19 protein-coding genes are annotated in these 25,785 nt (G+C 71.7%); 11 read left to right on the top strand and 8 right to left on the bottom strand.

Annotated elements, in window-relative coordinates; all coding sequences use genetic code 11:
* Positions 1-36: 36 nt before the first annotated feature.
* On the bottom strand, positions 37-1,236 hold the full coding sequence (locus ACXN5W_RS06220) for a cellulose binding domain-containing protein (RefSeq protein ID WP_473157174.1): 1,200 nt from the start codon (positions 1,234-1,236) through the stop codon (positions 37-39).
* 203 nt (positions 1,237-1,439) lie between these two features.
* The gene (locus ACXN5W_RS06225) at positions 1,440-1,793 is read right to left on the bottom strand and encodes a TetR/AcrR family transcriptional regulator C-terminal domain-containing protein (protein WP_473157211.1); all 354 of its coding nucleotides are present in this window, start codon (positions 1,791-1,793) and stop codon (positions 1,440-1,442) included.
* A gap of 185 nt (positions 1,794-1,978) precedes the next feature.
* Between ACXN5W_RS06225 and ACXN5W_RS06230 the strand changes: the two genes are divergently transcribed.
* The gene (locus tag ACXN5W_RS06230; protein WP_473157175.1) at positions 1,979-2,815 is read left to right on the top strand and encodes an FAD-dependent monooxygenase; all 837 of its coding nucleotides are present in this window, start codon (positions 1,979-1,981) and stop codon (positions 2,813-2,815) included.
* Positions 2,816-2,852: 37 nt separating this feature from the next.
* On the opposite strand, the gene ACXN5W_RS06235 is transcribed toward ACXN5W_RS06230, so the two are convergent.
* Positions 2,853-3,350 (bottom strand): VOC family protein, encoded by a 498-nt coding sequence (locus ACXN5W_RS06235; protein WP_473157176.1) that lies wholly within the window; start codon positions 3,348-3,350, stop codon positions 2,853-2,855.
* 64 nt (positions 3,351-3,414) lie between these two features.
* On the opposite strand from ACXN5W_RS06235, the gene ACXN5W_RS06240 reads away from it, so the two are divergent.
* The 6 genes from ACXN5W_RS06240 to ACXN5W_RS06265 all read left to right on the top strand — a co-directional run bounded on the left by ACXN5W_RS06240 (position 3,415) and on the right by ACXN5W_RS06265 (position 13,720).
* Positions 3,415-4,299 carry an AraC family transcriptional regulator gene (locus tag ACXN5W_RS06240; protein WP_473157177.1) on the top strand — a complete coding sequence of 295 codons (885 nt, stop codon included), beginning with the start codon at positions 3,415-3,417 and terminating at the stop codon, positions 4,297-4,299.
* Positions 4,300-4,956: 657 nt separating this feature from the next.
* Positions 4,957-5,415, top strand: coding sequence for a hypothetical protein (locus tag ACXN5W_RS06245; RefSeq protein ID WP_473157178.1), 459 nt, complete (start codon positions 4,957-4,959; stop codon positions 5,413-5,415).
* Positions 5,416-5,484: 69 nt separating this feature from the next.
* On the top strand, positions 5,485-6,423 hold the full coding sequence (locus tag ACXN5W_RS06250) for a hypothetical protein (RefSeq protein WP_473157179.1): 939 nt from the start codon (positions 5,485-5,487) through the stop codon (positions 6,421-6,423).
* A 99-nt stretch (positions 6,424-6,522) separates the two neighbouring features.
* The gene (locus ACXN5W_RS06255; RefSeq protein WP_473157180.1) at positions 6,523-11,274 is read left to right on the top strand and encodes a hypothetical protein; all 4,752 of its coding nucleotides are present in this window, start codon (positions 6,523-6,525) and stop codon (positions 11,272-11,274) included.
* 40 nt (positions 11,275-11,314) lie between these two features.
* Entirely contained in the window at positions 11,315-12,211 is an 897-nt protein-coding gene (locus ACXN5W_RS06260; protein WP_473157181.1) for a ricin-type beta-trefoil lectin domain protein, read from the top strand.
* A gap of 231 nt (positions 12,212-12,442) precedes the next feature.
* Positions 12,443-13,720 carry a PP2C family protein-serine/threonine phosphatase gene (locus tag ACXN5W_RS06265; protein ID WP_473157182.1) on the top strand — a complete coding sequence of 426 codons (1,278 nt, stop codon included), beginning with the start codon at positions 12,443-12,445 and terminating at the stop codon, positions 13,718-13,720.
* Positions 13,721-13,779: 59 nt separating this feature from the next.
* Here the strand turns inward: ACXN5W_RS06265 and ACXN5W_RS06270 are convergent, their stop codons facing one another.
* Complete coding sequence (locus ACXN5W_RS06270) at positions 13,780-15,459, bottom strand: DEAD/DEAH box helicase (protein WP_473157183.1); 1,680 nt, start codon at positions 15,457-15,459, stop codon at positions 13,780-13,782.
* Between the two features lie 460 nt (positions 15,460-15,919).
* Between ACXN5W_RS06270 and ACXN5W_RS06275 the strand changes: the two genes are divergently transcribed.
* From ACXN5W_RS06275 to ACXN5W_RS06285, 3 genes are all read left to right on the top strand, one after another.
* Positions 15,920-18,232 carry a hypothetical protein gene (locus tag ACXN5W_RS06275; protein ID WP_473157184.1) on the top strand — a complete coding sequence of 771 codons (2,313 nt, stop codon included), beginning with the start codon at positions 15,920-15,922 and terminating at the stop codon, positions 18,230-18,232.
* 129 nt (positions 18,233-18,361) lie between these two features.
* Positions 18,362-20,518 carry a CHAT domain-containing protein gene (locus tag ACXN5W_RS06280; RefSeq protein WP_473157185.1) on the top strand — a complete coding sequence of 719 codons (2,157 nt, stop codon included), beginning with the start codon at positions 18,362-18,364 and terminating at the stop codon, positions 20,516-20,518.
* A 91-nt stretch (positions 20,519-20,609) separates the two neighbouring features.
* Entirely contained in the window at positions 20,610-21,116 is a 507-nt protein-coding gene (locus ACXN5W_RS06285) for a trypco2 family protein (protein WP_473157186.1), read from the top strand.
* A 211-nt stretch (positions 21,117-21,327) separates the two neighbouring features.
* Here ACXN5W_RS06285 and ACXN5W_RS06290 read toward each other — a convergent pair whose 3' ends face one another.
* From ACXN5W_RS06290 to ACXN5W_RS06305, 4 genes are all read right to left on the bottom strand, one after another.
* Complete coding sequence (locus tag ACXN5W_RS06290; RefSeq protein WP_473157187.1) at positions 21,328-23,148, bottom strand: VWD domain-containing protein; 1,821 nt, start codon at positions 23,146-23,148, stop codon at positions 21,328-21,330.
* Between the two features lie 225 nt (positions 23,149-23,373).
* Positions 23,374-24,180 (bottom strand): hypothetical protein, encoded by an 807-nt coding sequence (locus ACXN5W_RS06295; protein ID WP_473157188.1) that lies wholly within the window; start codon positions 24,178-24,180, stop codon positions 23,374-23,376.
* A gap of 63 nt (positions 24,181-24,243) precedes the next feature.
* Complete coding sequence (locus tag ACXN5W_RS06300) at positions 24,244-24,516, bottom strand: hypothetical protein (protein WP_473157189.1); 273 nt, start codon at positions 24,514-24,516, stop codon at positions 24,244-24,246.
* Positions 24,517-24,610: 94 nt separating this feature from the next.
* On the bottom strand, positions 24,611-25,069 hold the full coding sequence (locus ACXN5W_RS06305; protein WP_473157190.1) for a hypothetical protein: 459 nt from the start codon (positions 25,067-25,069) through the stop codon (positions 24,611-24,613).
* A gap of 189 nt (positions 25,070-25,258) precedes the next feature.
* On the opposite strand from ACXN5W_RS06305, the gene ACXN5W_RS06310 reads away from it, so the two are divergent.
* On the top strand, positions 25,259-25,681 hold the full coding sequence (locus ACXN5W_RS06310; protein WP_473157212.1) for a nucleotide pyrophosphohydrolase: 423 nt from the start codon (positions 25,259-25,261) through the stop codon (positions 25,679-25,681).
* The last annotated feature ends 104 nt before the right edge of the window (positions 25,682-25,785 follow it).

A 25,785-nucleotide genomic window follows, 5' to 3' on the forward strand; every position in this document is an offset into this window, starting at 1 on the left:
CGTTGCCGTGCCGGCCCCCATTCTCGACCCTTCGGATCAGCCGGTGGTGCACGGCGCGCCGTTGAGCGAGAAGCTCGTCGGCGCCGCGTCACTGGTGGACCAGCGTCCCTGGAAGCCGAACGAGGCGGTGCCGTCCGGCGCGATGGTGCCGTTCCAGTTGGCGTTCCGGATGGTCACGCTGGAGCCGGACTGGGTGTAGCTGGAACTCCACGCGGAGGTGATCTGCTGGTCGCCGGGGAAGCTGAAGGTGAGGGCCCAGCCGTCGGTCGGGACCTGCGCGGTGTTCCGTACCGTCACGGCGGCGACGAAACCGTCCGCCCACTCCGACTGGATCTGGTAGCTCACCCGGCAGCCGGGCGTGGGCGGTGGGGTGGTGGGTGGCGAGGTGGTCGGCGTCGTGGTCGGCCCGGCGACCCTGTTCGACGCGATCGAGACATTGCCGGCCGCATCCAGGGCCCGCACGTAGTACTGGTTGCTCAGCGGTCCCATCGGGATCAGCGACCCGGTGTACGACGTCCCCGACACGGTGGCGATCACCCGCGAGCTGAACCAGCCGTCGAACCAGTAGACGTTGTACCCGGTCACCCCGACGTCGTCGGTGGACGCGGACCAGGACAGGGTGGAGTTTCCGCCGCCGGCATCGGTGATGGTCAGGTTCTTCGGCGCGGACGGCGGGGTGGTGTCCGGGCCGGTGGACTTGACCGGGGTGACGACGTTCAGCGCGTTGGACCACGCCGAGACGTGTCCGAGGCTGTCCCGGGCGGCCACGTAGAAAACGTACTCGGCGCCCGGGGAGATGTAGTTGGTGATCGTCGTCGTGGTGACGTTCCCGACCTTCGCGCTGTAGATGACGTCGCTGAACACCCGGATGTACGTGATGTCGTACCCGACGATGGGGCAGCAGCCGGGTGTGGAGGCCGTCCAGTTCAGGGTGATGCCCGCGGTGATCTGGCCGGCGGTCAGGTTGGTCGGCGCGCTCGGTGGGAACGGCGAGGTGTTCGGCGTGGTGGGCGCGAGGGTCGGCGTCGGGGGGACGGGGCCGGACGGGGTGGGTCCGGTCGTGGACAGCGGCGCGGGGGCCACCGCCGGGGCGGCGGGCACGGTGCCCGCGTGCGCGGCGGGTACGGCCCCGGGGCCGATCCCCAGCGCCGCGACCGGGGCGGCGACGAGGGCGACGGCGGCCAGCAGGCCCGGCCACGCGCGGCGGAGCGACGAAGGTAAAAATGTCCCTGGCATGTTAAAACGATGAATGATGGCATCGACGTACGCCAAAGTATCCCACCTGCCGGTCGGCTCAGGCGAACCGATTCGGAACGGTGCCGTCGGGCGGCATCGGGTACCGCCGGGCGTTATCGGGTGCCGCCGGTTCGTCGCGGTGCATCGCCGCCGTCCCGTCCACCGTGGAGGCCCTCGGCGCTGGTGCGTCGGGCACCGGGGCGTTACGGCCGGTAGGCGCGCAGGAACGCCCGTACCCCGGCGACGAACAGCGGTCGGACCCGGGGGTCCTCGGCGGCGTTCGTGGAGCGGAGCCGGTTGAGTGCCACCAGGAAGGTCAGCGCGATGAAGTGGTCGGCGGCCAGTCGCGGATCGGGTACGTGCAGCAGCCCGGCGCGGGCGAGCGCGCTGAACCGCTCGCCGAGGGACTCCTCCGGGTCGTTCGCCATGGCGGTCCGTTCCGCCTGCGTCAGGTGGTCGGCCTCGCTGAGCGCCAGCCGTTGCAGGGCGGTGAATTCGGTCGAGCCGAGCATCTCGGTTGAGATCCGCAGCGCGAACGTGACCAGGGCGTCCTCCAGGCCGGCGGCGTCGAGGCCGTCGCGCCGCGCACATCGACACCCGGCGGCTGAGCTTCGTCGGCGCCGGCGGTCGGCCGGTCGGAGCGCTCCAACCGGACCACCTCACCGGCGGCGTACCGGGGCGTGACCTGGAGGTCCCGCGCGGCACCCTGACGTCCATCCTGTACGCCTCGGTACGCGACGACGTGCAGTTCCGGTTCGGCGACAGCATCACCGGGCTGCGCCAGCACGAGCACGGCGTCGAGGTGACGTTCGCGGGCGGCGACCAGCGCGAGTACGACCTGGTGGTCGGCGCCGACGGGCTGCACTCGAACACCCGGCGGCTGGCCTTCGGCCCGGAGGAGGGGTTCGTACGCTACCTCGGGTACTGCTTCGCCGGCTTCAGCCTGCCCAACGAGTTCGGGCTGGCCCACGAGGGCGTCACGTACACGGTGCCCGGACGGATGGCCGCCATCTACGCGCCGGGACGCACCGACACGGTGTTCGGGCTGCTCGCGGTGGCCCGACCGCAACCACCGCTCGCGGAACTGCGCGACGCCGGCGCCCAACGCGCGCTGATGGCCAGCGCCTTCGCCCCCGACGGCTGGCACCTGCCCCGCCTGCTGACGGCCATGCACACCGCCGACGACCTGTTCTTCGACGTCGTCAGCCAGATCCACCTGCCGCGCTGGTCGCACGGCCGCGTCGCGCTGGCCGGCGACGCCGCGCACGCGCCGTCGTTCCTGTCCGGCCAGGGCACCAGCATCGCCCTGGTCGGCGCGTACGTGCTGGCCGGTGAACTGGCCCGGCACGCCGACCCCGCGGTGGCCCTGCGGGCGTACGAGGAGATCACCCGGCCGTTCGTGGCCCGCAACCAGGCACTCGCCGGCGGCGGCCGGAGCACGCTCGCCCCGACCACCGCCGGCGGACTGTGGCTGCGGAACCAGGCGCTGCGGATGGCCCCGCTGCTGGTCCGGACCGGGCTGCTGGGCCGGTCCGCCCGCCGGGCCGCCAACGCCCTCACCCTGCCGTCCTACCCCTGAGCGACGGGCCGCACGACGCGGTGCCGGTCCCGCCCGGTCAGGACTGCTGCTTGGCCCACTCGGCGACCCGGCGGGCGCTCTCCGCCTCGGAGAGGTCCTCGACCCGGGTCATGATCGACCAGCGCACCCCGAACGGATCCCGGATGCTGGCGAACCGGTCGCCGGACACGAAGGTGGACAGCGGCTCCCGGATGGTCGCGCCGGCGGCCTCGGCGCGGGCGACCACCGCGTCGGCGTCCGGGCAGTACAGCCCGATGGAGTAGCAGTCGCCGTCCCCCTCGGGCGGGGCCACGAGGCCGTAGTCGGGCTGCGGCTCGCCGAGTTGCAGCAGCCCGGCGCCGAAGTCGAGTACCGCGTGCGCGACCATCCCCCCCATTTCGGTCACGTCCACCACCCGGGCCCCGAACACGTCCCGGTAGAACTCGATCGCCCCCCGTGCGTCGGGGATGCTCAGGAACGGGGTCAGGCTGGTGGCGCCGTGCGGGATGCCGTTGGTGGTGTATTCGCCGGTGGCGGCGGTGATCGTCTCGGTCATGCCAACGACCGTACGGCTCCCGACCGGCGCCGGCTTGGCGATACGCGACACGTACCGTGAGGCGGTGAGCCTGGCACATCGCGGCGTGCTGTACCCGGCGGGGCTGCCCACGTTCCGCCGGATCCCGGCGCCGGAACCGGTGGCGGCGCTGGTGCGGTGGTTCTGGATCCCGGAGTGGCGGATCGCACCGGGCCGGTCCTCCCGGCAGCACCTGATCGCGTTCCCCGCCTGCAATCTGGTGGTCGAGCCGGACTCCGTCGGCCTCGCCGGCCCGACCACCCGCGCCTCGTACCGGGACCTCACCGGGACCGGGTGGGCGGTGGGCGCCCTGCTGCGCCCGGCGGCGGTGCCCTGCTTCACCGACGACCCCGGCTCACTACGCGACACCTACCGACCGCTGCCGGCCCCCGAACTGCGCGCGGCGGTGGCCGCGGCGATGACGGCGGCCGGCGCGGCGGCGGCCGGCCCGACCCCGGCGGTCTCCGGGTCGACGGTGGCGGCGCCCGGCAACCGGGAGACCCGGCACGAGCGGGCGGTGGCGGCCTTCGTCGACTGGCTCCGCCGGACCGTGCCGCCACCCTCCCCGGAGGCCCTGGCCGCCAACGCCCTGGCCGACCTCGTCGACACCGACCCGACGGTGCTGACCGTCGAGGACGCCGCCGCCCGCCTGCACACGTCGGTTCGGACCCTGCAACGGCTGGCCCGCCGCCACGTCGGACTGCCGCCGTCGGCGATGATCCGCCGCCGGCGGCTCCAGGAGGCGGTCGAACGCCTCCGGGCCGCCCCGGAGACGAACCTGGCCGAGGTCGCCACGGACCTCGGCTACACCGACCATGCCCACCTGGCCAACGAGTTCCGGTCGGTCCTCGGGTTCACCCCCAGCGGCTACCGCCGACAGCTGCACCGCACCGACCCCGGGCCGCCGCCGGGCGCCCAGCCGCGCGGGTAGGCGGTACGGCCGCCGGCCAGCGCGCGGCCGGACCTCACGGTTTCCAGCGAACCGCGACGGCCCGCGGCGCCGGCAGAACAGTTCGGGGCCTTTCTCGGCACCGTCGATCACCAGACCCCGACCGGGTGGCCGCCGCGCGGGTCAGCCGGTGCGCTCTGAGTGATGGTCGCGGGCCGGCGGGGACGTTACGGTGCGTGAGTCGGCCGCCGGCCGCCGGACCAGGCTGGCACTCCCCCTTTGCAATGCTTCCCTCACGGCTACACCGCCAGACCTGCGAATTTACCGAGGATGGGTTGGAATCGCCTCCAGCGCGTTCTCACTGTTCGTGTCTGTCGCCTGGAGGGGAGCATTGCAAAGGACGGCCGAACAGCACTGGTTCGGTCGGGCGGAAATCACTGAGGGTAATGGCTGGGTGTAGGCGGCGGTCGGTGCCCGCCGCACGCCTCAGCCGGGCTGAACGCCACCGGCCGGGTCGGCCCGGACCGGCGCTGGTCAGCAGACCCGATTCCAGGTTCGTCCAAGGTTCGTCCAAGCCCGCCCCGGGACGGTGTTCGCAGGGGAGCTGGACAGCTTCCCGGCGGGAACGATCCACCGGCGAAGGGTGTGCGGTGCATGTTGTCGGCGCACCGGTGGGTCCACTTTCACCAGGGGGCAACCATGTTCCAGAAGGTTCTTGCGGCATCGCTGGCGGCCGTCGTGGCCACCGGTGCCGCCGTGACGGTGGCCGCGGCGCCCGCGTCGGCCGCCGACCAGCCGACGTTCTGCGGCAACTGGCTGTCGCAGCCGTCGAAGGCATCGAGCATCAAGGCGGTCTCCGGCACCAGGGCCAACATCGACAGCAGTACGTACATCCAGGTCAACGAGGGCAGCTACGGCGGGCACTGGTACGCCTGGGCCAAGGTCTACAACCCCGAGATGTCCAGCCTGGTCGCGCTGCTCTGGAAGTACACGCCCAACGGTGGCCAGTACCAGTGTGGCGCGCGGGACGGGAGCAGCGGCTGGGCGTACGACTACACGGCCGGCGTACGGGACACCGAGTCGTCCCAGGTGCTGGCCAAGTACACCCGGAACTCCGGCGGTCCCTACACCTACGGCACGGCGGTGTCCTGGCGGTAGCGCCATCTTGACGTCCCGGGCCGCCATCCCGGACCGGCGGCCCGGGACCCCACCCGAGGTGAGGATGAGATGCCGGCCCTGACCCGTGCCACCTGCCTGCTGATCCTGGTCGTCACCGTCGCGGCGGGCTGCTCGGCCACCGAACCCGCCGCCGAGCCGGCCGTACCCGTCGTCTCGCAGTCCGCCGACGCCGCCGCCGAACTGCGGCTGCCGTTCGACCGGTACGAGCTGTCGCCCGCCGGGAACCAGCAGGTGCGCCGGGCCGTGTACCGGTCGTTGAAGTCCTGCCTGGCGGGCTTCGGGCTGCGCGTGCCCATCCCCGAGGCCCGGGTGCCGACCTATCCGACCCACGCCACCCAGCTCAACTGGCTGGGCGGCCACGACGTGACCCGGTACGGCTACCAGGGGCCGCCGGGCCTCACCGGGGAGATGTCCACGGCGGCCCGGCGGGGCAGCCGGCCGATCCCCGTACCCGCCGAGGCGACCGGGGTGTTCTTCGGCGACACCACCACCCACGGCGGGCGGCGGGTGCCGGCGAAGGGCTGTGACGGGGAGAGCCAGCGGGCCGTCAACGGCGGCCGGGACCTGCCGGCGATCGACGGGCTCGACCCCGGTGTCCCGGCCGACCAGGGGATCGAGTGGCTCGAACAGCAGGCCGGGGACCAGGCCCGGGCCGACCGGCGGTACCTGGCCGTCGTGCGGCGGTGGCGGGACTGCATGGACCAGCACGGTCACCACTACGCCGACCCGGACGAGGCCCAGGGCGACCCCCGCTGGAACAGCGCCGAGGACGACGCGCCGCCGTCGCCCGAGGAGCTGGCCACGGCGACCGCCGACCGCTCCTGTCGGGACACCACCAACATGTCGGGGATGCTGCGGTACCTCATCGCGCAGCGGGAGGACGAGGTCATCCGGACCCGGCCCGACACCGTACGCCAACTGGCCGCGCTGGCGCACCAGCGCGCCGGGAACGCCGCCGCCCTCCTGGCTGAACCGCTGGCCGGGTAGGCCCGGGCCCCGTCGTGCACCGACGGAGGACGGCGGACCACGGCACCCGGTCAGCACACCCGATCCACATCGGCCGTATCGAGAGGCTCAACCATGTCCGTGTCCCGTCGTGTCCTCGCCGCCTGTCTCACCGCCGTGCTCGTCCTGGTGCTCGCCCAGGTGCCGCCCGGCGCCACCCATCCCGCCGTCGCGGCGCCCGCGCCGGCCGCACCCGGGGCACCGCCCGCACCGCCACCGCCCACACCGCCACCCGCGCCGCCCACACAGGTCGCCCCGGACCAGCGGGACAGCGTGCTCGGCGCCGGCTGGAAGAAGTCCCGCGACCGGGCCTGGACCCTGTCGGGCGACGCCGCCGGCCTGCACGTGCTGGTCGCCCGGGCCGCCGACGGCTACGCCTGGCGGACCGCCACCACCCTCACCGAGCCGGGGTTCGAGGCGGACCAGTGGATCGGGAACGCCTGCGTGACCGCCTCCGGGCGCCGGTTGGCCGTCGCGTACGCGCCACGGACGTTCACCAACGACGCGAACCTGTTCTCGCGCGGGGCGTTCACCGCCGTGGTCGACCTCGACACCGGAGCGGTCCGGAAGCTGCCGACGCTGTCCACCCTGGCGTACCACAGTCCCGGCTGCGGCTCGGGCGAGTCGGCGGTGTTCACCCAGTCGGCGGGGGAGGACAGCACGCAGACCCGGCTGGTCCGGGTCGACACGGTCACCGGTCGGGTGCCGGCCCGGCCGATCGTCCTGTCCGGACAGGTGACCTCCGCCGTACCGGTGGGCGCGGCCATCGTCGCGGCGGACCGGAACCGGCTGGTCCGGGTCAGCACCGCCGGACGGCGTACCACGATCGTCCGGACCCGCGCGGTGCCGTTCCGGCTCACCCCGACGGCCGGCGGCGGCGTCGCGTTCCTCGACCGGGCCGGCGACACCGGGTACGTCGAGCAGGTCGACCCGGCGGCGGTCCGCGCGGCCACCGGCAGCGCTGGCCGGGCGAGCGGCGGCCGCCCGGGAGCCGCGCGGACCCTGTTCAGCGGCCCGCTCACCGGCCTGGACCTGACCCGCGACGCGGCCGGCCACGCCTACGTCACCGGCACCGCGAAGCAGACAGGCACCGCGAAGCCGGCCGGTACCGTCGGGACGTTCGGCGCGGTGACCGCGCTGGCGGACGCCCCCAAGGGCGCGGCGGTGTCCACCCGCGGTGCGGCGGTGCTCGCCGCCGTGGCCTGGTCCGGGTCGGCCGACCCGCGTGCCCGGTCCGCGGATCCGCCGTCGGGCCGGTCCATCAGCATCACCCTGCGGATCCGCGCCACCGGCCGGCAGGCCACCTTCACCGTCGCACCGGGCGCGGACAACCTGGACCGGGCCCGTACCGGCGCCCGCCCGCACCCCACGCTGACCCGCGCCGCGAAACCGGGCGGGGGCACGGCGCCGTCCCGGAACCTGGCCGCCGCCGGGTCGCCGACCAACCCGGTCGAGGCCGAACGGACCTGCTCGGTGCCGCGCAACGACCCGGCTAACCAGGCGTTGCAGCCGAAACCACGGCAGGTGGAGTGGGCCGTCGACCAGGCCGTCCGCAACGTGTTGACGGTGCAGCGTCCGGCTGGCTGGAAGAACCTGGGCATGCCCGCGTACACCCCGCAGGGGTTGCTCCCGCCGGGGCAGCTCTACGGCGGGGGAAACGTGCCGGCCCAGGTGCTGCTGGGGATCGCCGCGCAGGAGTCGAACCTGTGGCAGACCACCGGCCGGGCGCTGCCGGGGATGACCGCGAACCCGCTGATCGGCAACTTCTACGGCCGGGACATCTACGACGACAACGACGCCAACGACTGGGACATCCGCTGGACCGACGCGGACTGCGGGTACGGGGTCATGCAGATCACCGACGGGATGCGGCTGGCCGGGCGGGAGGGCGGCGCACCCGCGGCGCTGCCGTACCAGACCCAGCGGGCGGTGGCGCTGGACTTCGCGGCGAACATCGCGGCCGGGCTGCGGCTGCTGATCGGCAAGTGGAACGAGACCCGGACCGCCGGCATGTACGTGAACAACGGCGACCCGAAGTACCTCGAGAACTGGTTCTTCGCGATCTGGGCGTACAACTCCGGGTTCCACGCCGACGCCGGTGACGGGTCGCCGTGGGGGGTGGGCTGGCTCAACAACCCGGCCAACCCGCACTACCCGGCCAACCGGGACCCGTTCCTGGACAAGACCATGACTGACGCCGCCCATCCGCAGTACTGGCCGTACCAGGAGAAGGTACTCGGTTTCGCGGGGCACCCGATCGAGCTGCCCGAGGCGCCGAACACACTGGTGTCGGCGTTCCGGCCGGCGGTGTGGAACGGCGGCGACGTGCAGGGGCCGATCAACCGCGGCAACGTCCAACCGCCGGTCACGAAATTCTGCGACGCCACCAACGACTGCGTACCGGGCGGCTCCTACGTACCCAACGATCCGGACGTGGTCGGTGAGCCGGCGGGCCCGTGCGCGCACCGCAGCGCCGCCGGGCAGTACGACCTGAAGTGCTGGTACCACAAGCCGGCGGTGTGGAAGACCGACTGCCCGGCCACCTGCGGCTACGAGCTGCTGCGGTTCGACCCCGGCTACGCCTACCAGGACGACGGCACCTCCTACCCGCCCCGGTGCGACCTGACCGGGCTGCCGAGCACCGCCCTGGTGGTCGACGACGTGCCCAGGAGCACCCCGTCCATCCGCCCCGGCTGCGCGGCGGGGTTCACCGAGGGCGGCACGTTCGGGCTGAACTTCGGCGCCGACGGCAACGGGCTGTACCCGTCGAAGGTCGACTTCCACCAGTTCGGCGGCGGCTTCAACGGGCACTTCTACTCCTCGTTCACCCGCGGTCCGGACTACCAGCCCGCCGGCTCCGAGAGCAAGCTGCGGGTGCAGGGCACCTGGCGGCTGTCCGCCGCGCAGCACCAGTGGATGCGGCTCAAGGTGTTCATCCCCGACACCGGGGCGTGGACCCGGCAGGCCCGCTACGACATCGACCTGGGCAACGGGCAACGCCGGTACCGGGTGGTCAACCAGGCGTGGCAGGCCCACACCTGGGTCGACCTCGGCGTGTTCAAGTTCGACGGCACCCCCAGCGTCAGCCTGAGCACCTACACCCGGGACGGCACCGGGGTCGACACGGTGGTCTTCGACGCGATGGCGTTCATCCCCGCCACCGCCCCGGCCGCGCAGTACGTCGCCATGGGTGACTCGTACAGCTCCGGCGAGGGCCTGGCGCCGTACCTGCCGAACAGCGACTACAAGCGGTCCGACAACACCTCCACGAACGCCTGCCACCGGTCGGCCTCCGGGGCGTTCCCCAGCCAGGTCAAGCTGCCCGGTCACAGCGGCACGATCGCCCAGGAGGCCGCCAACGGCACCGCCTCGTTCGCGTCCATCGCCTGCTCCGGGGCGCTGACCACGAACGTCACCCAAAATGCCTACAACAAACCGCCGTCGGCCAGCGACAGTGCCGGGCACACCGACTGGGGCTGGGCGCCGGGCGACTTCGGCTTCCCCGGCGAATTCCAGTACGGCGAGCTGCCGCAGACCGAGCAGGGCTACCTCGACCAGGACACCACGCACGTCACGCTCACCATCGGCGGCAACGACGCCAGGTTCGCCGAGGTCGTCCGAAGCTGCATCGCCGCCCTGGACAACTGCTACACCGACCAGCACAAGCTCACCCGGGGCAACGGCGTCGTCGACCCCGAACCCCTGCGGGTGTACGAGAAGAAGCTGATCCGGGAGTGGCTGCCGGCCCACCTGAAGGCCACCTACCGGGCGGTGCACAACGCCGCGCCGAACGCGAAGATCATCGTCCCGGGTTACCCGCAGCTGTTCGAGGACCGCCAGGTCGACTGGAGCTGCCAGGGCGTCTCCACCGGCGGGGCGAAGTTCCTGAACACCCTGGCCGACCTGCTCAACACCACGATCGCGCACGCGGTCGCCGACGTCCACGACGAGGGCGTCGACATCCGCTTCGTCAACGTCACCCAACGCTGGCGGGACAGCCACGGGAACTGGACCTGTAGCTACGCCACCACGCCGTGGGTGAACGGCGGGATCGTGAGCTGCACCAACGGCAGCGGTACGGAGCTGCCGTGCCGGTCCAGCTACCACCCCACGCTGGCCGGGCAGACCCAGCTCGCCGACGTGGTGAACCTGACGCTGCGCGGCACCAGCACCGCCGCGACCGTGCAGCAGCGGATCCTCGCGTACGTCGCCACCCGCAGCCCAGACCCGGGCGACCCGACCGGTGGCCAACGCTGGATCGTCTCGGCCGCCCAGGCGCTGGAGATCGCCAACCGGTGCCTGAACCTGACCAGGATCGGCGGCGTGCTGGGTGACCCGTGCATGACCGAGCCGATGCTGGTGGTGACCACCCGTGACGCGAACCAGCCGGCCCGTACCGACGCCGAGGCGATCGACCGGCTGCCCTGGTGGGTACGCCTCAACTACACCGACAGCGACACCCGGGATCAGTGGGTGGCCTCGCGCAGCTGGTACAACAACGCGGATCACAAGCCGAACGGCTGCAGCACCACCCCGAGGCCGACCGACTACCAGTGCGACGAGTACCCCTTCTTCTCCAGCGAGTTCGGCGCCGCCTGGGACCCGTTCGACGGTTACGCCTCGGAGAGTTCGAGCCGGGTGATGTGGGCCTCGCAGATGGAGAACCAGAAGATCGAGGGAGCCGTGCTCTCCGGGATGTACTCCGCGTGTCATGTCGACCCCAGCGTGTACAGCTTCACCGGTTCGCTGGCGATCCTCGGCGACCCCTATCTCACCATTCCGGTGACCGCTGGCGACCCGAGCAGCAAACCCTCGACCTTCTACGTCTGCTGACCGGCAGGCCACCAATCCACCCGTGGCAGGGAGAAGAATGATGCGAAGACTCCGCCGGATGCTGGCCCTCACGAGTGCGGTGCTGACCGCGCTGGTGGTGGCCGTCGTCATCCCGACCACCGCGCAGGCGGCCCCACCCTTCGATCCGGCGAACGGCAACTGGCCCCGCTGGACGTTCCACTCGGGCGGCAACTACGACCTGGTGATGGATGCCAGCCAGTCCGGCGGGAACGGCGCGGCGGTCCAGCTCTACGGCGACCACCTCGGCTCGAACCAGGTCTGGTTCCAGGAGGCCGCCGACCAGGGCGGACAGTACCTGCACCCCGGGTACGACCGGTGGTTGTGCCTCGGCCGCAACGGCACCGGGTGGGGCGACCGGGTCGAGATCCAGAACTGCAACGGTTCGGCCAACCAGCTCTGGGGGCTGCCCCGCTACAGCCAGCAGCAGTACTTCATCAAGCCCTGGAACGACTCGAACATCTGCCTGGACGTCCCGGGCAGCGACTTCAGCCAGGGCCGGGACCTGCAACTGTGGGGCTGCAACTACAGCAACGCCCAGTCCTGGTCCACCAGCAGATGCTACGAGGGCAGCTGTGACTGGCAGTGGCCGGACGTCACCGACTGCGACACCGCGGGCGGCCGGGTGGTGGGCGACGTGAGTTCGGGCGGCGACCGGGTCGTGCTGCTCTACTCGGCCGGCTGCCAGGCATTCTGGGCGAAGCTGAGCCACACCTCGGCCGGCGCGTTCAGCATCGACCTCATCCTGCTGCGCCACGGCCCGGACGGCACCATCGAAGATCGGCTTCCGGTCGACGCCGGCGAGACCCGGTGGTCCGGCCTGCTGGGCAAGCGCGGCTCGGGCGACTCGTTCGAGGCGTGTACCGACAGCCCGATGAACCCGTCGGTGCCGAGATTCTGTACGGGTGTCCAGTCCTGAGAGCCCTCTCCAGGGCTGGGCACCAACCGGTTCCGTCCCGGGCGGGTGGGGCCCGGGACGGAACCGCCCCACCGGGGCGGGCCGGGCCGTGGGCGCGCGGCCTGGCCCGCCCGTCAGGCCGTGGTCTGGCGCGGTTCGACCTGGTCTGATCCGACCCGACCCCGCTGACCGTGGGCGGCGCGGGGCCGCGTTGACCTCCGGGTACGGTGGGGGCCGACACGGAGGTGGGGATTGTTCGACGCCGGCGACGCGGTGCGGTGGCTGCACCTGACGGCGCCGCGCGGCGGCCCGGACGACCTTCCGCTGTTGGTGAGCCGCACCGCGCCAGCGATCGGGGCCACCGAGATCGTGATCTACCTGGCCGACTACGCGCAGGCACTCCTGGTGCCGCTGCTCGGTGCCGGTCTGGTGCGGGACGAACTGCCCATCGACACGACCCTGGCCGGTCGGGCGTTCACCGACCTCGAACCGCAGTGCGCGCCCGACAACCCGGACCGGATCTGGCTGCCGCTGCTTGTCGGGTGCGAGCGGATGGGCGTACTGGAGATCGTCTCGCCGGCTGCCGGGGACCCGGCGCTGGAGTCGGCCGGCTGGGAACTGGCGGTCAGCGTCGCCCAGGTGCTGGTGACCCGCCGCCCGTACGGCGACGTCATCGAGCGACTGCGCCGCCGCTTCCCGATGCAGGTCGCCGCCGAGATCGTGTGGGGGCTGCTGCCGCCGCTGACCTTCGCCACCGACGACATGGTGGTCACCGCCATCCTCGAACCGTGTTACGAGGTCGGCGGGGACATCTTCGACTACGGGTTGAACGGTGACGTGCTCAGCGTCGGGCTGTTCGACACCTGCGGGCACGGCATCCGGGCCAGCACCCTGGCCTCGCTCGTGGCCAGCGCCTACCGCAACGCGCGCCGGTGCGGCCTCGACCTGGTCGACACGGCGAAGAGCATCGACAAGTGGGTGCGCTCCGAGCACCCGAACATGTTCGCGACGGCGTTGCTCGTCGAGCTGGATCGCGGCACCGGCCGGCTGAGGATGATCAACGCTGGCCATCCGGACGCCCTGCTGCTGCGCGACGGCAAGGCGATCCGGGAACTGCCGGGGCGGACCGCGCTGCCACTGGGTCTGGGCCACCTGTCGGCCCGCCCGCCCCGGGTGTACGAGGAGGACCTGCACCCGGGCGACCGCATCCTCGCCTACACCGACGGCATCACCGACGCGCGGGGAGCGGACCAGGGGCGGTTCGGGCTGGACCGGCTCGTCGACTTCGTCAATCGCGCCCTCAACGACGGGCTGCCCAGCCCCGAGACCATGCGCCGCCTGGTGAGCGCGGTCGTGGCGTACCAGGACGACAAGCTGGACGACGACGCGACGGCGATGCTGCTGGAATGGCGCCCGCCGCACGCCCCGCTGGCCCATCTCGCCGCCCTCGCGGCGGTCGCCCGCGACCCCGGTGCCGCCGTGACCGCCGACCCCGCCGCCGTCAGCGAGGGCGTACCCGAGACACCGTGACCGCCGGCGTCGCTATCGGGACCGGGGGCGCTCCCGACGTACCGTGACCGGGGCCTGCGTTACCGCGACTGCGGGCGTTCCCGACGGACCGTGACCTTGCGGCCCTTGATCGTCGTGCCGCGCAACGCCCCGATCACCTCCTGCGCCGTGGACTCGGGCACCTCCACCAGCGAGAACCGGTCCGCGATCTCGATCGACCCGATGTCGCGGCCGGGCAGGCGGGACTCGCCGGTGATCGCGCCGACCAGATCCTGCGGCCGGACCCCGGCCTGCCGGCCGGCACCGATGAACAGCCGCGTCATCCCACGCCCCGGCGTACGGGTGCGCCGCTCGCCCCGGGCGCCGGCCGGACCGCGACCGCGATCCTCCCTGGCCGGGCCGGGCGCCACCTCGGGGATCTCCTCCTCGTCGACCGCCGTCCCGCCGGCCTCGTGCGCCAACCGCACGGCGGCGAGCGCCACCTCCATCAGGTCGAACTCCTCGGTGAGCGGCTCGACCACCACCCGGAAGGAGTCCAGATCGTCCTCCAGGAGGATCTCCTCCAGCGCCGCGCGGGTCAGTTCGAGCCGCCGGGCCCGCAGGTCGGCGCTGGTGGGCACCTTCTCGACCTGGATCCGCCGCTTCGTGCTCCGCTCGATCGTCTTGAGCATCCGGTGCTCACGGGGCTCGGCGAGGGTGATCGCCACCCCTTCGCGGCCGGCCCGACCGACCCGGCCGATGCGGTGGACGTACGACTCCGGGTCGGCCGGCACGTTGTAGTTCACCACATGCGTCAGGTGCTCGACGTCGAGCCCGCGCGCCGCGACGTCGGTCGCCACCAGCAGGTCCGCCGTCCCACCGCGCAGCCGGCCCATCACCCGGTCGCGCTGTTCCTGGCTCATCCCGCCGTGCAGCGCCTCCGCGCGGTAGCCCCGGCCGTTGAGCGACTCCGCGAGCTGGTCGACCTCCTCCCGGGTCCGGCAGAAGACGATCGCCGCCTCCGGCGCCTCCAGGTCCAGGACCCGGCCCAGCGCCGCCGGCTTGTGCGCCCGGGAGACCAGGTACGCGCTCTGCCGGACCAGCGGAGCCTCGCCCGGCTTGGTCGGTTCACGGGCGATCTCGACCCGGACGGAGTCCCGCAGGTGCCGACCGGCCATGCCCTCGATCCGCGCCGGCATGGTGGCGGAGAACAACACCGTCTGCCGGGTCTCGGGCGCCTCCTGCAGGATCGCCTCGATGTCCTCGGCGAAGCCCATGTCGAGCATCTCGTCGGCCTCGTCCAGGACCACGATCTCCAGGCCCGCCAGCCGCAGCGTCCCGCGACCGAGGTGGTCGAGGGCCCGGCCGGGGGTGGCCACCACGACGTCCACACCGTCCCGCAGCGACCGCAGTTGGCGGCCGATCGGCTGCCCGCCGTAGATGGGCAGGACCCGGGCGCCCAGCTCGCGACCGTACCGGTGGATCGCCTGCGACACCTGCATGGCCAACTCGCGGGTGGGCACCAGGACCAGCGCGAGGGGATCGCCGCCGCGGTCCCCGGCCGGCATCCGCTGCAGGATCGGCAGGGCGAACGCGGCCGTCTTCCCGGTGCCGGTGGCCGCCTGCCCCAGCAGGTCCCGGCCGGCCATCAGGGGCGGGATCGTCCGGCGCTGGATCGGGGTCGGCTCCTCGTAGCCCAACCCGGACAGCGCCCCCAGGAGCTCGGGTCGTAGCCCGAGATCCGCGAAGCTTGTCCCGCCGTCCGCGCCGTCATCCGTCATCCTGACCTCCTAGCCCTGGCCGGAACACCCTATCGAGCCGCCGGACGGCGCTTTCCCCGGATCCGGTCCCCGGGCGGTTTGCGTCCTCAAACGCTCCGCGTTCCTCCCGCGGCTCGCTTCCGCAAGCGGTCCGCGTCCCTCCGATGGATCGCCTCCTCAGGCGGTCCGCGCGGAAGCGGCTATCGGAATTCTGACGGTGTCTGGTTCCGGCTCCCGTTTCTGCCCTACCGTTCGGTGCCGACCCTCCCGTCGCCTTTGCCCCAAGGTGGACATGCTGAACCGCGATACGCGACGCCCGACCGTTCCCAGCGCCGCCGCCGGACACCCCGCCGCCGCTCCGGACCGTCCTGGTCCCGGCCGTCCTGGTCCCGACCGTCCTGGTCCCGACCGTCCCGTTTCGACCGGTCTTCCTGATCGTTCCGCTCCGGCCGGTCTTCCCGACCTCGCCGACGCCGAGGCGATGCGTCGCTGGCTCGCCGACGCGGGCGTCGAGGTGGCCGACCTGTCCAGCCTGGCCAGCTGGAACGGAGCTCCCGGCCCGAGGCGGGAACCGCAGCACCGCCGGCTGCCGGCCGGCTTCGACGCCGTGGTGGCCGAAGCCGTGGACCGGTCCCTCGAGAACGCGGTACGGGTGCCACTGGGCGCCGCTGTGCTGTGCCTCTACCTCCGGCAGTTGTGTCTCGACGCCTGGAAGTGCAGCTACCACTTCGACCGGATGTGGGCGACCCTGCGCGGTACGCGGCGCTGCTGGGCGGCGCGGCGGACCAGCGTCGAAAGCGTCCTCGACGTCACCGCGACCGACGCCGCCGTGCTGCTGCTCGACGTGCTCGACCAGGAAATCGCCATCGAGAACGAGATGGTCGGCAACAACCTGGAGCGGTTGGCGGAGGCCGCGGACCGGGCGGTCGCCGGTGCCACCGCGGCGATCGACGCGGCAGGGGCGATCCCCCCGGCCGGCGCCGGGATCGCGGAGTTCGTCGCCGACGAGGGTGCCGGATCGCGACGGTACGACGCGGCGCTGGGCCGCGCGGGTGCGGCGCTGGCGGCGTTCTTCGCCGGTCGGGCGGAAGACCGGGAACCGCTGCTGGCCGCGCTCGCCGGCCTCCGCGACGCCGAGAGCAGCCCCGAATGCGACCGGGACCAGCGCAGCGAACTGCGCGCCTACCGCAAGACGGTGGAATGGCTCGTCGACCAGCGCGACGCGGCCTGGTTGCACGTCGACGAGGGCACGGTCATCCACATGTACCCGTTCGCCGTACGCGGCATGAGCCCGGACCGGGTCGTCGCCGCGGCCCGCGCCGCCGGCCCGGACTGGGAACTGGCCGGGATCCAACCCCGGGCCGTGCGCGAGACGATGGAACTCGACGACGTGTGGAACGGTTCCGACGCCCTCGGCCGGCGGTACGACGGCGCGGTCGTCACGCTGCCCGACACCCTGGTGGCGGACCTGGACGGCCGGCCGGTGGCCCGGCTACGGGCCGACATCCTGCTGTCCCAGCTGGGCAACCACTACCTGCGGTTGAGCCTGGACCTGCACGACAGCAGCGCCCACGACCTCTACACCGCCGTGCTGCTGTCCGCGCCGGAGCGTGCCGAGGGACAGGTCCGGTGCGCCGGCGGGACCCGGGTCTGGCCACGGCTGTCGGCGTTCGCGGTGGATGTCGCGGAGGCCGTGGGCCACCGGCTCGGAACGCCGGCCGCGGTCAGCGTCCGGCCCGGGATGTTCCATGTGATGATCACCCTGCTGGAGGCGTCGATCGGCCCCGGGCCCCGGGCACCGCACGCACAACGGCGGCCGGTCGAGTCGATCGCGCAACTGCGGCAGGCCACCGGTGGGCAGATCCTGCTGGGTCCGGTGCAACACATCTTCGGTGCGCCGGCCGAGTGGATCCACCATCCGATCGGCGACGACGTGGTGCTGGAGGTCGGCGGCCGCTCCGACGAGATCCTGGCCCGGACCTGCAACACCACCCTCGTCGTCGCGCTCGGGTCGCCGGCGTACTGGATCACCAACCGGCTCCAGGCCGGTGAGTTCGTCGCCTCGCTGGACGGCCTGTTCGCCGGCTGGTTCGACCAGTTGGCGATATTCCTGGCCGAGGTGTCCCGGTACACCGACGAGAAGCTGGACGAACAGGACCTCGCCGAACTCGCGAGCCAGGCCGAGCAGTTGGAACGCGAACGGATGGGGCTGCACCGGTTCGCCGCGGACGCCCGGGCCACGCTGGAACTGATCCGGTCACCGGCCCTGGTGGCCTCGCCCCTGGTCGCGTTGACGGTGCAGGCGATGCTCAACGCCTCCGGCTTCGGCCAGCGCGAGGCGGAGCTGACCCGCAACATCGACGCCGTACTGGACGACCGGCTCGGCCAACGACTGGACCTGCTCGTACGGCGGCGCCGCGAGCGCGAGGCGGAGATCGTGCAGGTACGCGAGCGGCGACAGCGGGTCTGGCTCGACACCATGCTGGCCATCATCGCCGCCGTGGGCATCTCCGGGCTGGGCCAGATCCTCCAGGCGGGCTACGACCTGCGTGCCGCCGCGGCGCTGGTGATCGTCCTCGTGATCGTCCTGATCATGCTGGTCGTCGGCGCGATGGTGTGGACCGCCAGCAACGCCCGACAGGAGGACGGCCGGTTCACCCGCCGCACCCGCCGCACCCGTCAGACCAACCGCGCCGACCCGGCCGACCACGCCGACCCGGCCGACCCGGCCGACCCGGCCGGCCGCGCCGGCCGACCCGGCCGCGCCGGCCGACCCGGCCGCGTGGAGCGGTGAGATCTTGGAATCCTGGTACCGCTGTGGGGGGTGTCGGATTCCAAGATCTGGTGCGGATGGGCCGAGGAACAGGTAGTTCCAGCGTTCGACCGGCGTATCTCGACCGGATCGTTGACGGAGGGTGGTCAGGTGACGGGGGCTGAGCTGATTCTCACGGCGCTGGCCTCGGTGGGCGCCGGCGAGCTGTCGAGAGGGGCGGCGTGGGCGTACGCCGAACTGCGACGTCGGCTGCCCCGGCGACTGCGGCGGCGGTTGACGGGGATGGCGGCGGAGGTCGCGATATCGGCCAGCCCGGAGGTCCAGGCGCGGCTGGCGGCTCAGCTACACGCGGCCCTGATCGACGCGGGAGTCGACCGGGACGAGCTGGCGTTGGCTATGGCCCGCCGCGTACTGGAGCTGACCGACCCGGTCGGCGTGGACGAGGGCAGGTACGCCCCGGATCCCTCCTCGGAACCCGCCTACCGTGACTCCGAGCCAACCCGGGAGCTGTCCGAAAGCAACGAACGGAGGATCTTCGAGCAGGACCTGGCCGACGATCCAACCGATCCCGGACTCGACTGGCTGCCGACGTTGGGGGAGCGGCTGGAAACGTCGGAGCCACCGGAGGTGACCGGACCCGGACCGACCTCGCCGCCGCAGCAGGATCGGGCGGACCGACCGGCGCCACCGCTGATCGGTCCCGGACCGACCGCACCGCCAGCGGAGTCGTACTTTGAGGATTGGCCGGCGCCACCGTCGGCGGATCGGCCGGCGAGGCACGACCAGGGCTCACCGGTCAGCGGTGGTATCCCGGGCGAACAAGCCGGCAGCGGTGGCCCGGATGCCGGTGCGTCGGAACTCGCGCGCTATCTGGTGGCCGACCTGCCGAACCGGGTCCGGGTCGACGCCGAACTGAGTCTGATCGTGTCGATCACCTCGACGGCACCGGCGCCCGGGGTGACCGCCGCGCGACTGGCGGGGCTGTCCGGGGGAGCGGCGGTCACCATCATCGTGCGGCCAGACCCGGCCCTGGCCGCGCTCGAGGACCTCCAGCAGACCGTCGTCGTCCCTCGGCACGGCGACGGGCCGCCGATCCGGTTCGCGTTCCGGGCCCAGGCGGTCGGCCTGGCCCGGGTCCGGGTGACCGCCTGGTTGGGCGGGACGTTCCTCGCCGAGCTGCGTCTGGAGATCTCGGTCGACTCCGGCGACCGGGCGGTCCGGGCGCTGACCCCGTGGGCTGGCGACAGCCAGCGCCGGGCCGCTCCGATCGGGGAGCTACGCGGTGACCCCGGCGAGGTCACGATGCAGGTGAACCTCGACGGCTCGCGGTACTCGTTCCAGTTGCTGTCCCAGAGCATGATCTCGGGGCCGGTGGTGGTGGAGTCGCTCGCCGCCGAGCCGGGCGAGGCGGTGGAGCGTACGGTGGCGATGTTGCGCCGGATGGCCGGCGACTCCTCCGGGTACACGCCCGCGCTGGCCGCCCGCTGGGTCCGGGAGACCGGCACCGGCCTGTGGCGCGACCTGGTGCCCCGATCGATCCAGGAGCAGTTCTGGCAGCTGCGGGACCGGATCACCACGTTCACCATCGCCTGCAACCACGACACCGTTCCCTGGGAACTGCTGTACCCGTTGACCCCGACGCAGGACGCGGGGTTCCTGGTCGAGCAGTTCCCGGTGCTGCGCCGGGTCTACGACCAGTCCCGGTCGCCTCGGGTCCTGCTCGGGGACGCCCGGTACGTCGTACCGCCCGGTTCGCCGGCCGACGCCCAGGCCGAGGTGTCGGCGATCCGGCGGGTGCTGCGCCACCCCGACACGCCGACGATCGCCGATCTGGCCGAACTCCTCGACCTGCTGGACGACGGCAACCCCGGCCTGCTGCACTTCGCCTGCCACAACACGTTCTCGCTGGAGGCCGGCGGGTCGTCGATCCGGATGGGCGGTGGTTCGTTCGTACCGCAGTTGCTGAACAGCGCGGTGGCCCGGCGCTGCCTGGCCGGGTCCCGGCCGTTGGTCTTCGTCAACGCCTGCCGCAGTGCCGGCGCGGTGCCCGAGTACACCCGGATGATGGGCTGGGCCGAGCAGTTCATGGCGGCCGGCGCCGGGGCGTTCGTCGGGACCCTGTGGCCGGTACGCAGCGCGCGGGCCAGCCGGTTCGCTGAGGCGTTCTACGGCGAACTGGAGGCCGGTCAGGAACTGGGCCGGGCGAGCCTCGCCGCCCGTCACGCCGCGCGGGACGATGCCGATCCGACCTGGCTGGCGTACACCACGTACGGTGACCCCGGCGCCGTCGGGATGCTCAACAGGTAGCCGGTTCCTCAACGGACACTCGGCTCCTCAACGGACACTCGGCTCCTCAACGGACAGTCGGAATGCTCACCAGACAGGAGGCCCGGTGCGGGTGACCGAGACCGGAGTACCGGTCCAGGAACTGATCGAGACCGTCAAGCGGGTCATCAAGGCCGCCAACCTGTCGAGCACCGACGTGGACCGGGACCTGCGGGTCGGCTCGGTGGGGCTGACCCTGCACGCGGTCGCCACCCACTCGCTGGGCGGCGGTCTCGACTTCCGCATCCCGTTCATCGGCATGGCGGTCAAACTGGGCGGCAGGCTCACCCACCAGGACACCCACACCATCCGGATCAGCCTGGTGCCGCCGGACCTGGCCGGCCGCCCGGAACTACGTGACCAGGACATCGACACGGTGCTCGTGGACGCGATCACCACCATCCGGGCGGCGGTGGCGACCGCGGCGACCGGCGACGACCCGTTCACGCTGACCGGGAGCAGCGTGGACATCTCGTTCGCGGTGACCGCCGACGGCACCATCTCGGTGGGCGCTGAGGGCGGCCTGACCGACGAGGTGACCCACACCCTCACGCTCGGGCTGATCCCGGTCCTGTCCTGAGCCGTCCGGCCCGGTCGTCGAAATCCCGGTCCGGTCCGGTCCGGTCCGGTCCTGACCTGCCCGGTCCCGTCGGGTCGGTGCCGGTCCGGTCGTGACGCCTCCGGTCCCGCCGTGACCCGGTCCGCGGAGGAACGGGCGCCGCACGTGAGCCGGGGGATGGCCGTGTCCCGTCGGCCATCCCCCGGGTACCCCCGAGCTGTGCTGGTGAGCGTTACTGCTGGTTACCGTTGACCACCGGATCCGGCAGGCCGACGTACACCGCCGGGGCCCGGTCGCCGACCACCGCGACGTCCAGGGTGCAGGCGTCCAGCCAGGCGTGCGTGACCTTGGCCTGGAGGCACAGCGTCTCGCCCCGCTTGCGAAGCTCCGGGTTGAGGTCGCCGGCGAAGAACGGTCTGGCCGGCTGGCCCGCGGTCACCGTGCTGCACGTGGCGAGCAGCGACCTGATCGGGGTGACCCGCCAGCTCTCCCCGAACTTCTGGTAGAGGTCGGTGAACGAGATCGGCAGCTTGAACTGGGTGCCGTCCCTGGCCTCCAGCCGCCAGGGATCGTTGTCGGGGTTGCCCAGCAGACCGACGACCTTGGTCGGCCAGGTGCCGGTGCCGACCTGCACGTCGAGATAGGTGCTGTTGACCGTCACCCGGAGCTGGTTGCCGGCACCGTCGGTGACGGTGTAGACGTTGCCGGTGTGCCAGACGTCCACCCCGGAGGCCAGGTGCATTGATCCGCCGGAGGGCAGTTGGGTCGCCCGTCCGTCGACCACCAGGGTCTTACCCTCGCACAGCGCCACCTTGGTGCTGCCCATCCGGGTTGCCACCGACTTGTTCACCGAGGCGTTCGGCCAGGACGGTGCCCCGGAATCCTTGCGGGTCTGCACCTCGAAGTCGCTGCCGACCTGTGCCTCCACGAAGTCACCCGAGGACTGGAAGTCGTACGCCGAGCCGGCGACGGTGGTCTCGTGGGTGTCACCGACCGCCCGGGCCGAACTACAGGCGACCGCGCCGCCGATCATGTTCTCCACGAAGATGAGAGCCGGCCCGGGTGACGTCGGAGCCGGGGTGGGATTGCCGAAGCTGAGGTTGTTGGTCTCGCCCGTGAATCCCTGCGCCGCACAGAGCGGAGCGGCCGTACCGCCGTAGTTGATCCTCGTCCGGACGTTCAGCGAGGCGCCCGCGTTGAAGTTGGCCTGACCGCCGCCGCCGTCACCGAAGATGCCGAACTCGGCCTTGCTCCAGCCGGCGGCGGCGTTCACCGCGTTCGAGCCGGCGGTGGCGTACGCCGTCAGGCCCACCAGCATGGTGACACTGTCCGCGCCCGCGGTGGCCGTACCGGACAGCTGGAGGTTGCCCAGGTTGCTGATCGGCTGGTTGGGCACCGCCACCGCGGTCGGACTGTTGCGGTAGCAGTAGATGTCCGGGTCCCCGGTGAAGGAGAACGAGTTCCAGCCACCCGGGCAGGCCGTGTTGTACGACAGCAGCCAGTACTGGATGAACGCCTGACCGCCGAAGCCGTTGTTGGCGTACACGAACTGCTCCCAGCCCTGGCACGCGGGGTTGGGGGACAGGGCGCAGGCCGTACTGGCGAAGAAGTTGGTGTTGAGCTGGAGCGAGTAGGCGTTGGCCACCGGCGCCCCCACGCCACCGACCGGCGAACTCTCGCTCGTCACGTTCACCAGGTTCTCGAACGAGCCCCACGCCTGGGAGATCGTGCCGCTCGGCGCCTGGGCGGAGATGTCGTTCCCGTTGCCCACCAGCAGCGGCCGGACCTGGTGCTTGGGGGTCATCGGGATCGCCGGTGCCGACGTACACGCGCTGGTCCGCCAGGTCAGGCGCGGGTAGGTGGCCGTGAAGCACCCTTTGGCCGACGGGTGCGGGGTTGCCACGATCTTCGAGTGCCAGCTTTTCAGACTCGCCGCCGAGGGCGCCGCGCTCTGCGCCGCGCTGGCGAGTCCGCCGACCGCCGCCACGACCGCCAGTACGGTGGCGCCGACCAAACCGAGTCGTGTTCTGCCCGTTCGGGCAAGCATCCTCATCGAGATTTCCCTTCGGAAAGCCGGCTGCGGGTAGCCGGACATCACAGAAGAGCGCCGAGGAACGCCGGTGATACAACCGGACCGGAATCCGTCGTGGCCTCGGTGTGCGCCATCTGAACTTCGCCACCAACCGCCCCATCCGGACCGGTGACGCCCGGCTCCCGTCTGGACCCGGCGGTGCCCGGTCCCATCCGGACCGGTGACGCCCGGCTCCGCTCGGATCGGCTATTCGAGGAACAGGAGGACAAGCTCCAGCAGCGAGCCCCCGACGAAGAGGAGCAGCGCGAAGACGCGGACCGGACGTACGGGCCTGGCGAGGAACCGGAGAAACCGAGCCGTCGCGCCGAGCAGCATCCCCTCCACCAGGCCGGGTTCGGCGAGGGGAACGGCGGCAAGCGTTACGACCACCAGGAACAGCAACAACCAGGCGACAGCTGCGAGCACGCGCACCACCAGGCCCTGGGCGGCCATCCCGCTCAGGTCGATGACATTGAAGACCGCGTAGAACGCGGAAGCGGCCAGCAGCATCGAGACAAAACCGAGCGTCAGACCCCGGTCCGCCGCATTGGCGGCCTTGCCGACCAGGTGCCGCTCGTCCTCGGCCAGTTCGCGGGACAGGAATTCGTCGATGCGACGTTCGACGAGCCGGGACGCCGCCCGGATCTTCTCCTGGCTCTGGTCATCACGCAGGTCACAGGTGTCCAGGACCTCATCCATCACCCGACGCCACAAGCTGGCGAATGCGTGCTCGTCCAACCCGGCCGGTGCGCCCTGCGGCGGTGTGCGAACGAGGCTGGAATGCGGCACCACACCGCCAACGGTCGCCACGGAGGTGTTCGCGATGAAGAAGCGATAAGCCTCGTAGCGTAGCTGCGCGATCCGCCTGACCGTCCGGTATTCCGATCGGCGCTTGGCGTACGCATCGGCGCGACTGCCCCAGCGCTCCAGTTTCACCGGATCGATGAGGTCGACGATCCCGCCCAGACCGGCCAGGAAGAGAACCAGCTTGGCTAGGATCTCAAACGGCCGCACCGAACCACCGTAACAAGGCCCACGGGACCCGCCCCCGCGCTGTGCTGGCGAAGAATCGCGTGGTCAGCCCGTGCACTCGATCGTGACGGTGACGTCGAACCCGCCGGGCCAGACGTGGCTGTCCACCACTGTGCACTCGTCGGCGGTGAAACCGGCCGCCTCGGCCTGCTGGAGCGCGTTACCCCAGGCGTAGTAGTACGCGAGGCCCTTGTCGCTGGAGCCCTCGCCGGTGAACCGCCGGGTCTCCATCGCGGCTGCGGCCGTCGCGCCCGTGAAGGTCAGCAGGACGGCCAGGGTGGCGCTACCGAGAGTACCGACAAGAATCCGTTTGGTCATCACCATAGGTTAGCGTCGATCGGGCACGAGCGCGCCAGGGAAGAACCCCGGCCCCGCCACGCCGTCGCGGGCAGCGTGGGAGACCGGGGTCGGATCAACGCCAGACGGTGTACTGGACGTGCTGGACATCCGGCTCGATGTAGTCCACGTCGTACAGCACAAAGAACCTGGCACCGTTGGGCACGTTCGTCGCGAGCACCGTGCGCTTGCTGGCGGGTACCGAACACGCCGTCACCGGATCGGTGTAGGTGGGGTCGGTGCCGTCGGTGGACAGCAACGCGACCAGGAAGGTCTGACAGTTGTCTCCAGGCACCAGGGAGTCCCGGATGTCGGAGACGGAGATCGTGGTGCAGCCCGAGCGTGGCACGGTGATGGTCTCCGAGGCAACCCGGCCCGCCTCGTAGAACTCGGAGTCCGGCTGAGCCGACGCACACCGGTTGCCGGGTCTGTCGCCGCCCGGAGGAGCGGCCGTGGCGGTGGTGGGAATGAGGGCCGTCAGGCCCGTCAGACCGGTGATGACAACCGCGCCGATGACTTGCTGAATCTGCTTCATGCACATGACTATGCGCTGCTCAACAGTCCTTTGACCGGTCCTGATGTCGACACCCGCCGGCCGCAACGAGCCGCCCCGGACAGACGTGTTACGTCTCTGGTGGAGCATCGACCGCGAGCCGTGCTCAGGCCGGTCGCGGCCCGACGGGACGCGCGGGCGTACGTTGCCAGCGTGACGAGCGACCCCAGGATGGCCGAACTGACCGGGCAGGTACGCCGGTTTGCCCAGGAGCGGGACTGGCAGCCGTTCCACACCCCGAAGAACCTCGCCATGGCGCTGGCCGGCGAGGTCGGTGAACTGCTGGCCGAGCTGCAGTGGCTGACCCCCGAGGAGTCGGCGGCGGTGATGGCTGATCCCGAGCACGGCGCGCGGATCCGAGCCGAGCTCGGTGACGTGATGATCTACCTGACCCGGCTTGCCGACGTACTCGGGATCGATCTCCTCGCCGCGGCCAGCGACAAACTGGCGGACTCGGCCCGCCGCTATCCCGTTGACCGGGCCCGCGGTTCGGCCGCCAAGGCGCCGAGGACCGTGCCGCCGCCGATCGTTCCGGCACCGATCGCTCCGTCGCCGACCATTCCAGCACGGCCCGCGGATCCGCCGGCGGGGTAGCGGCCCGGCTGGTGCGCTCAGTGATCCACTCGATACAGTGCTGACAACCAAGCGGTCCGACGGGCTTCCGGCATCCGGACATGCCCCCCATCCGCACGATCATT

Source organism: Plantactinospora sp. A48 (genome assembly GCF_055793945.1).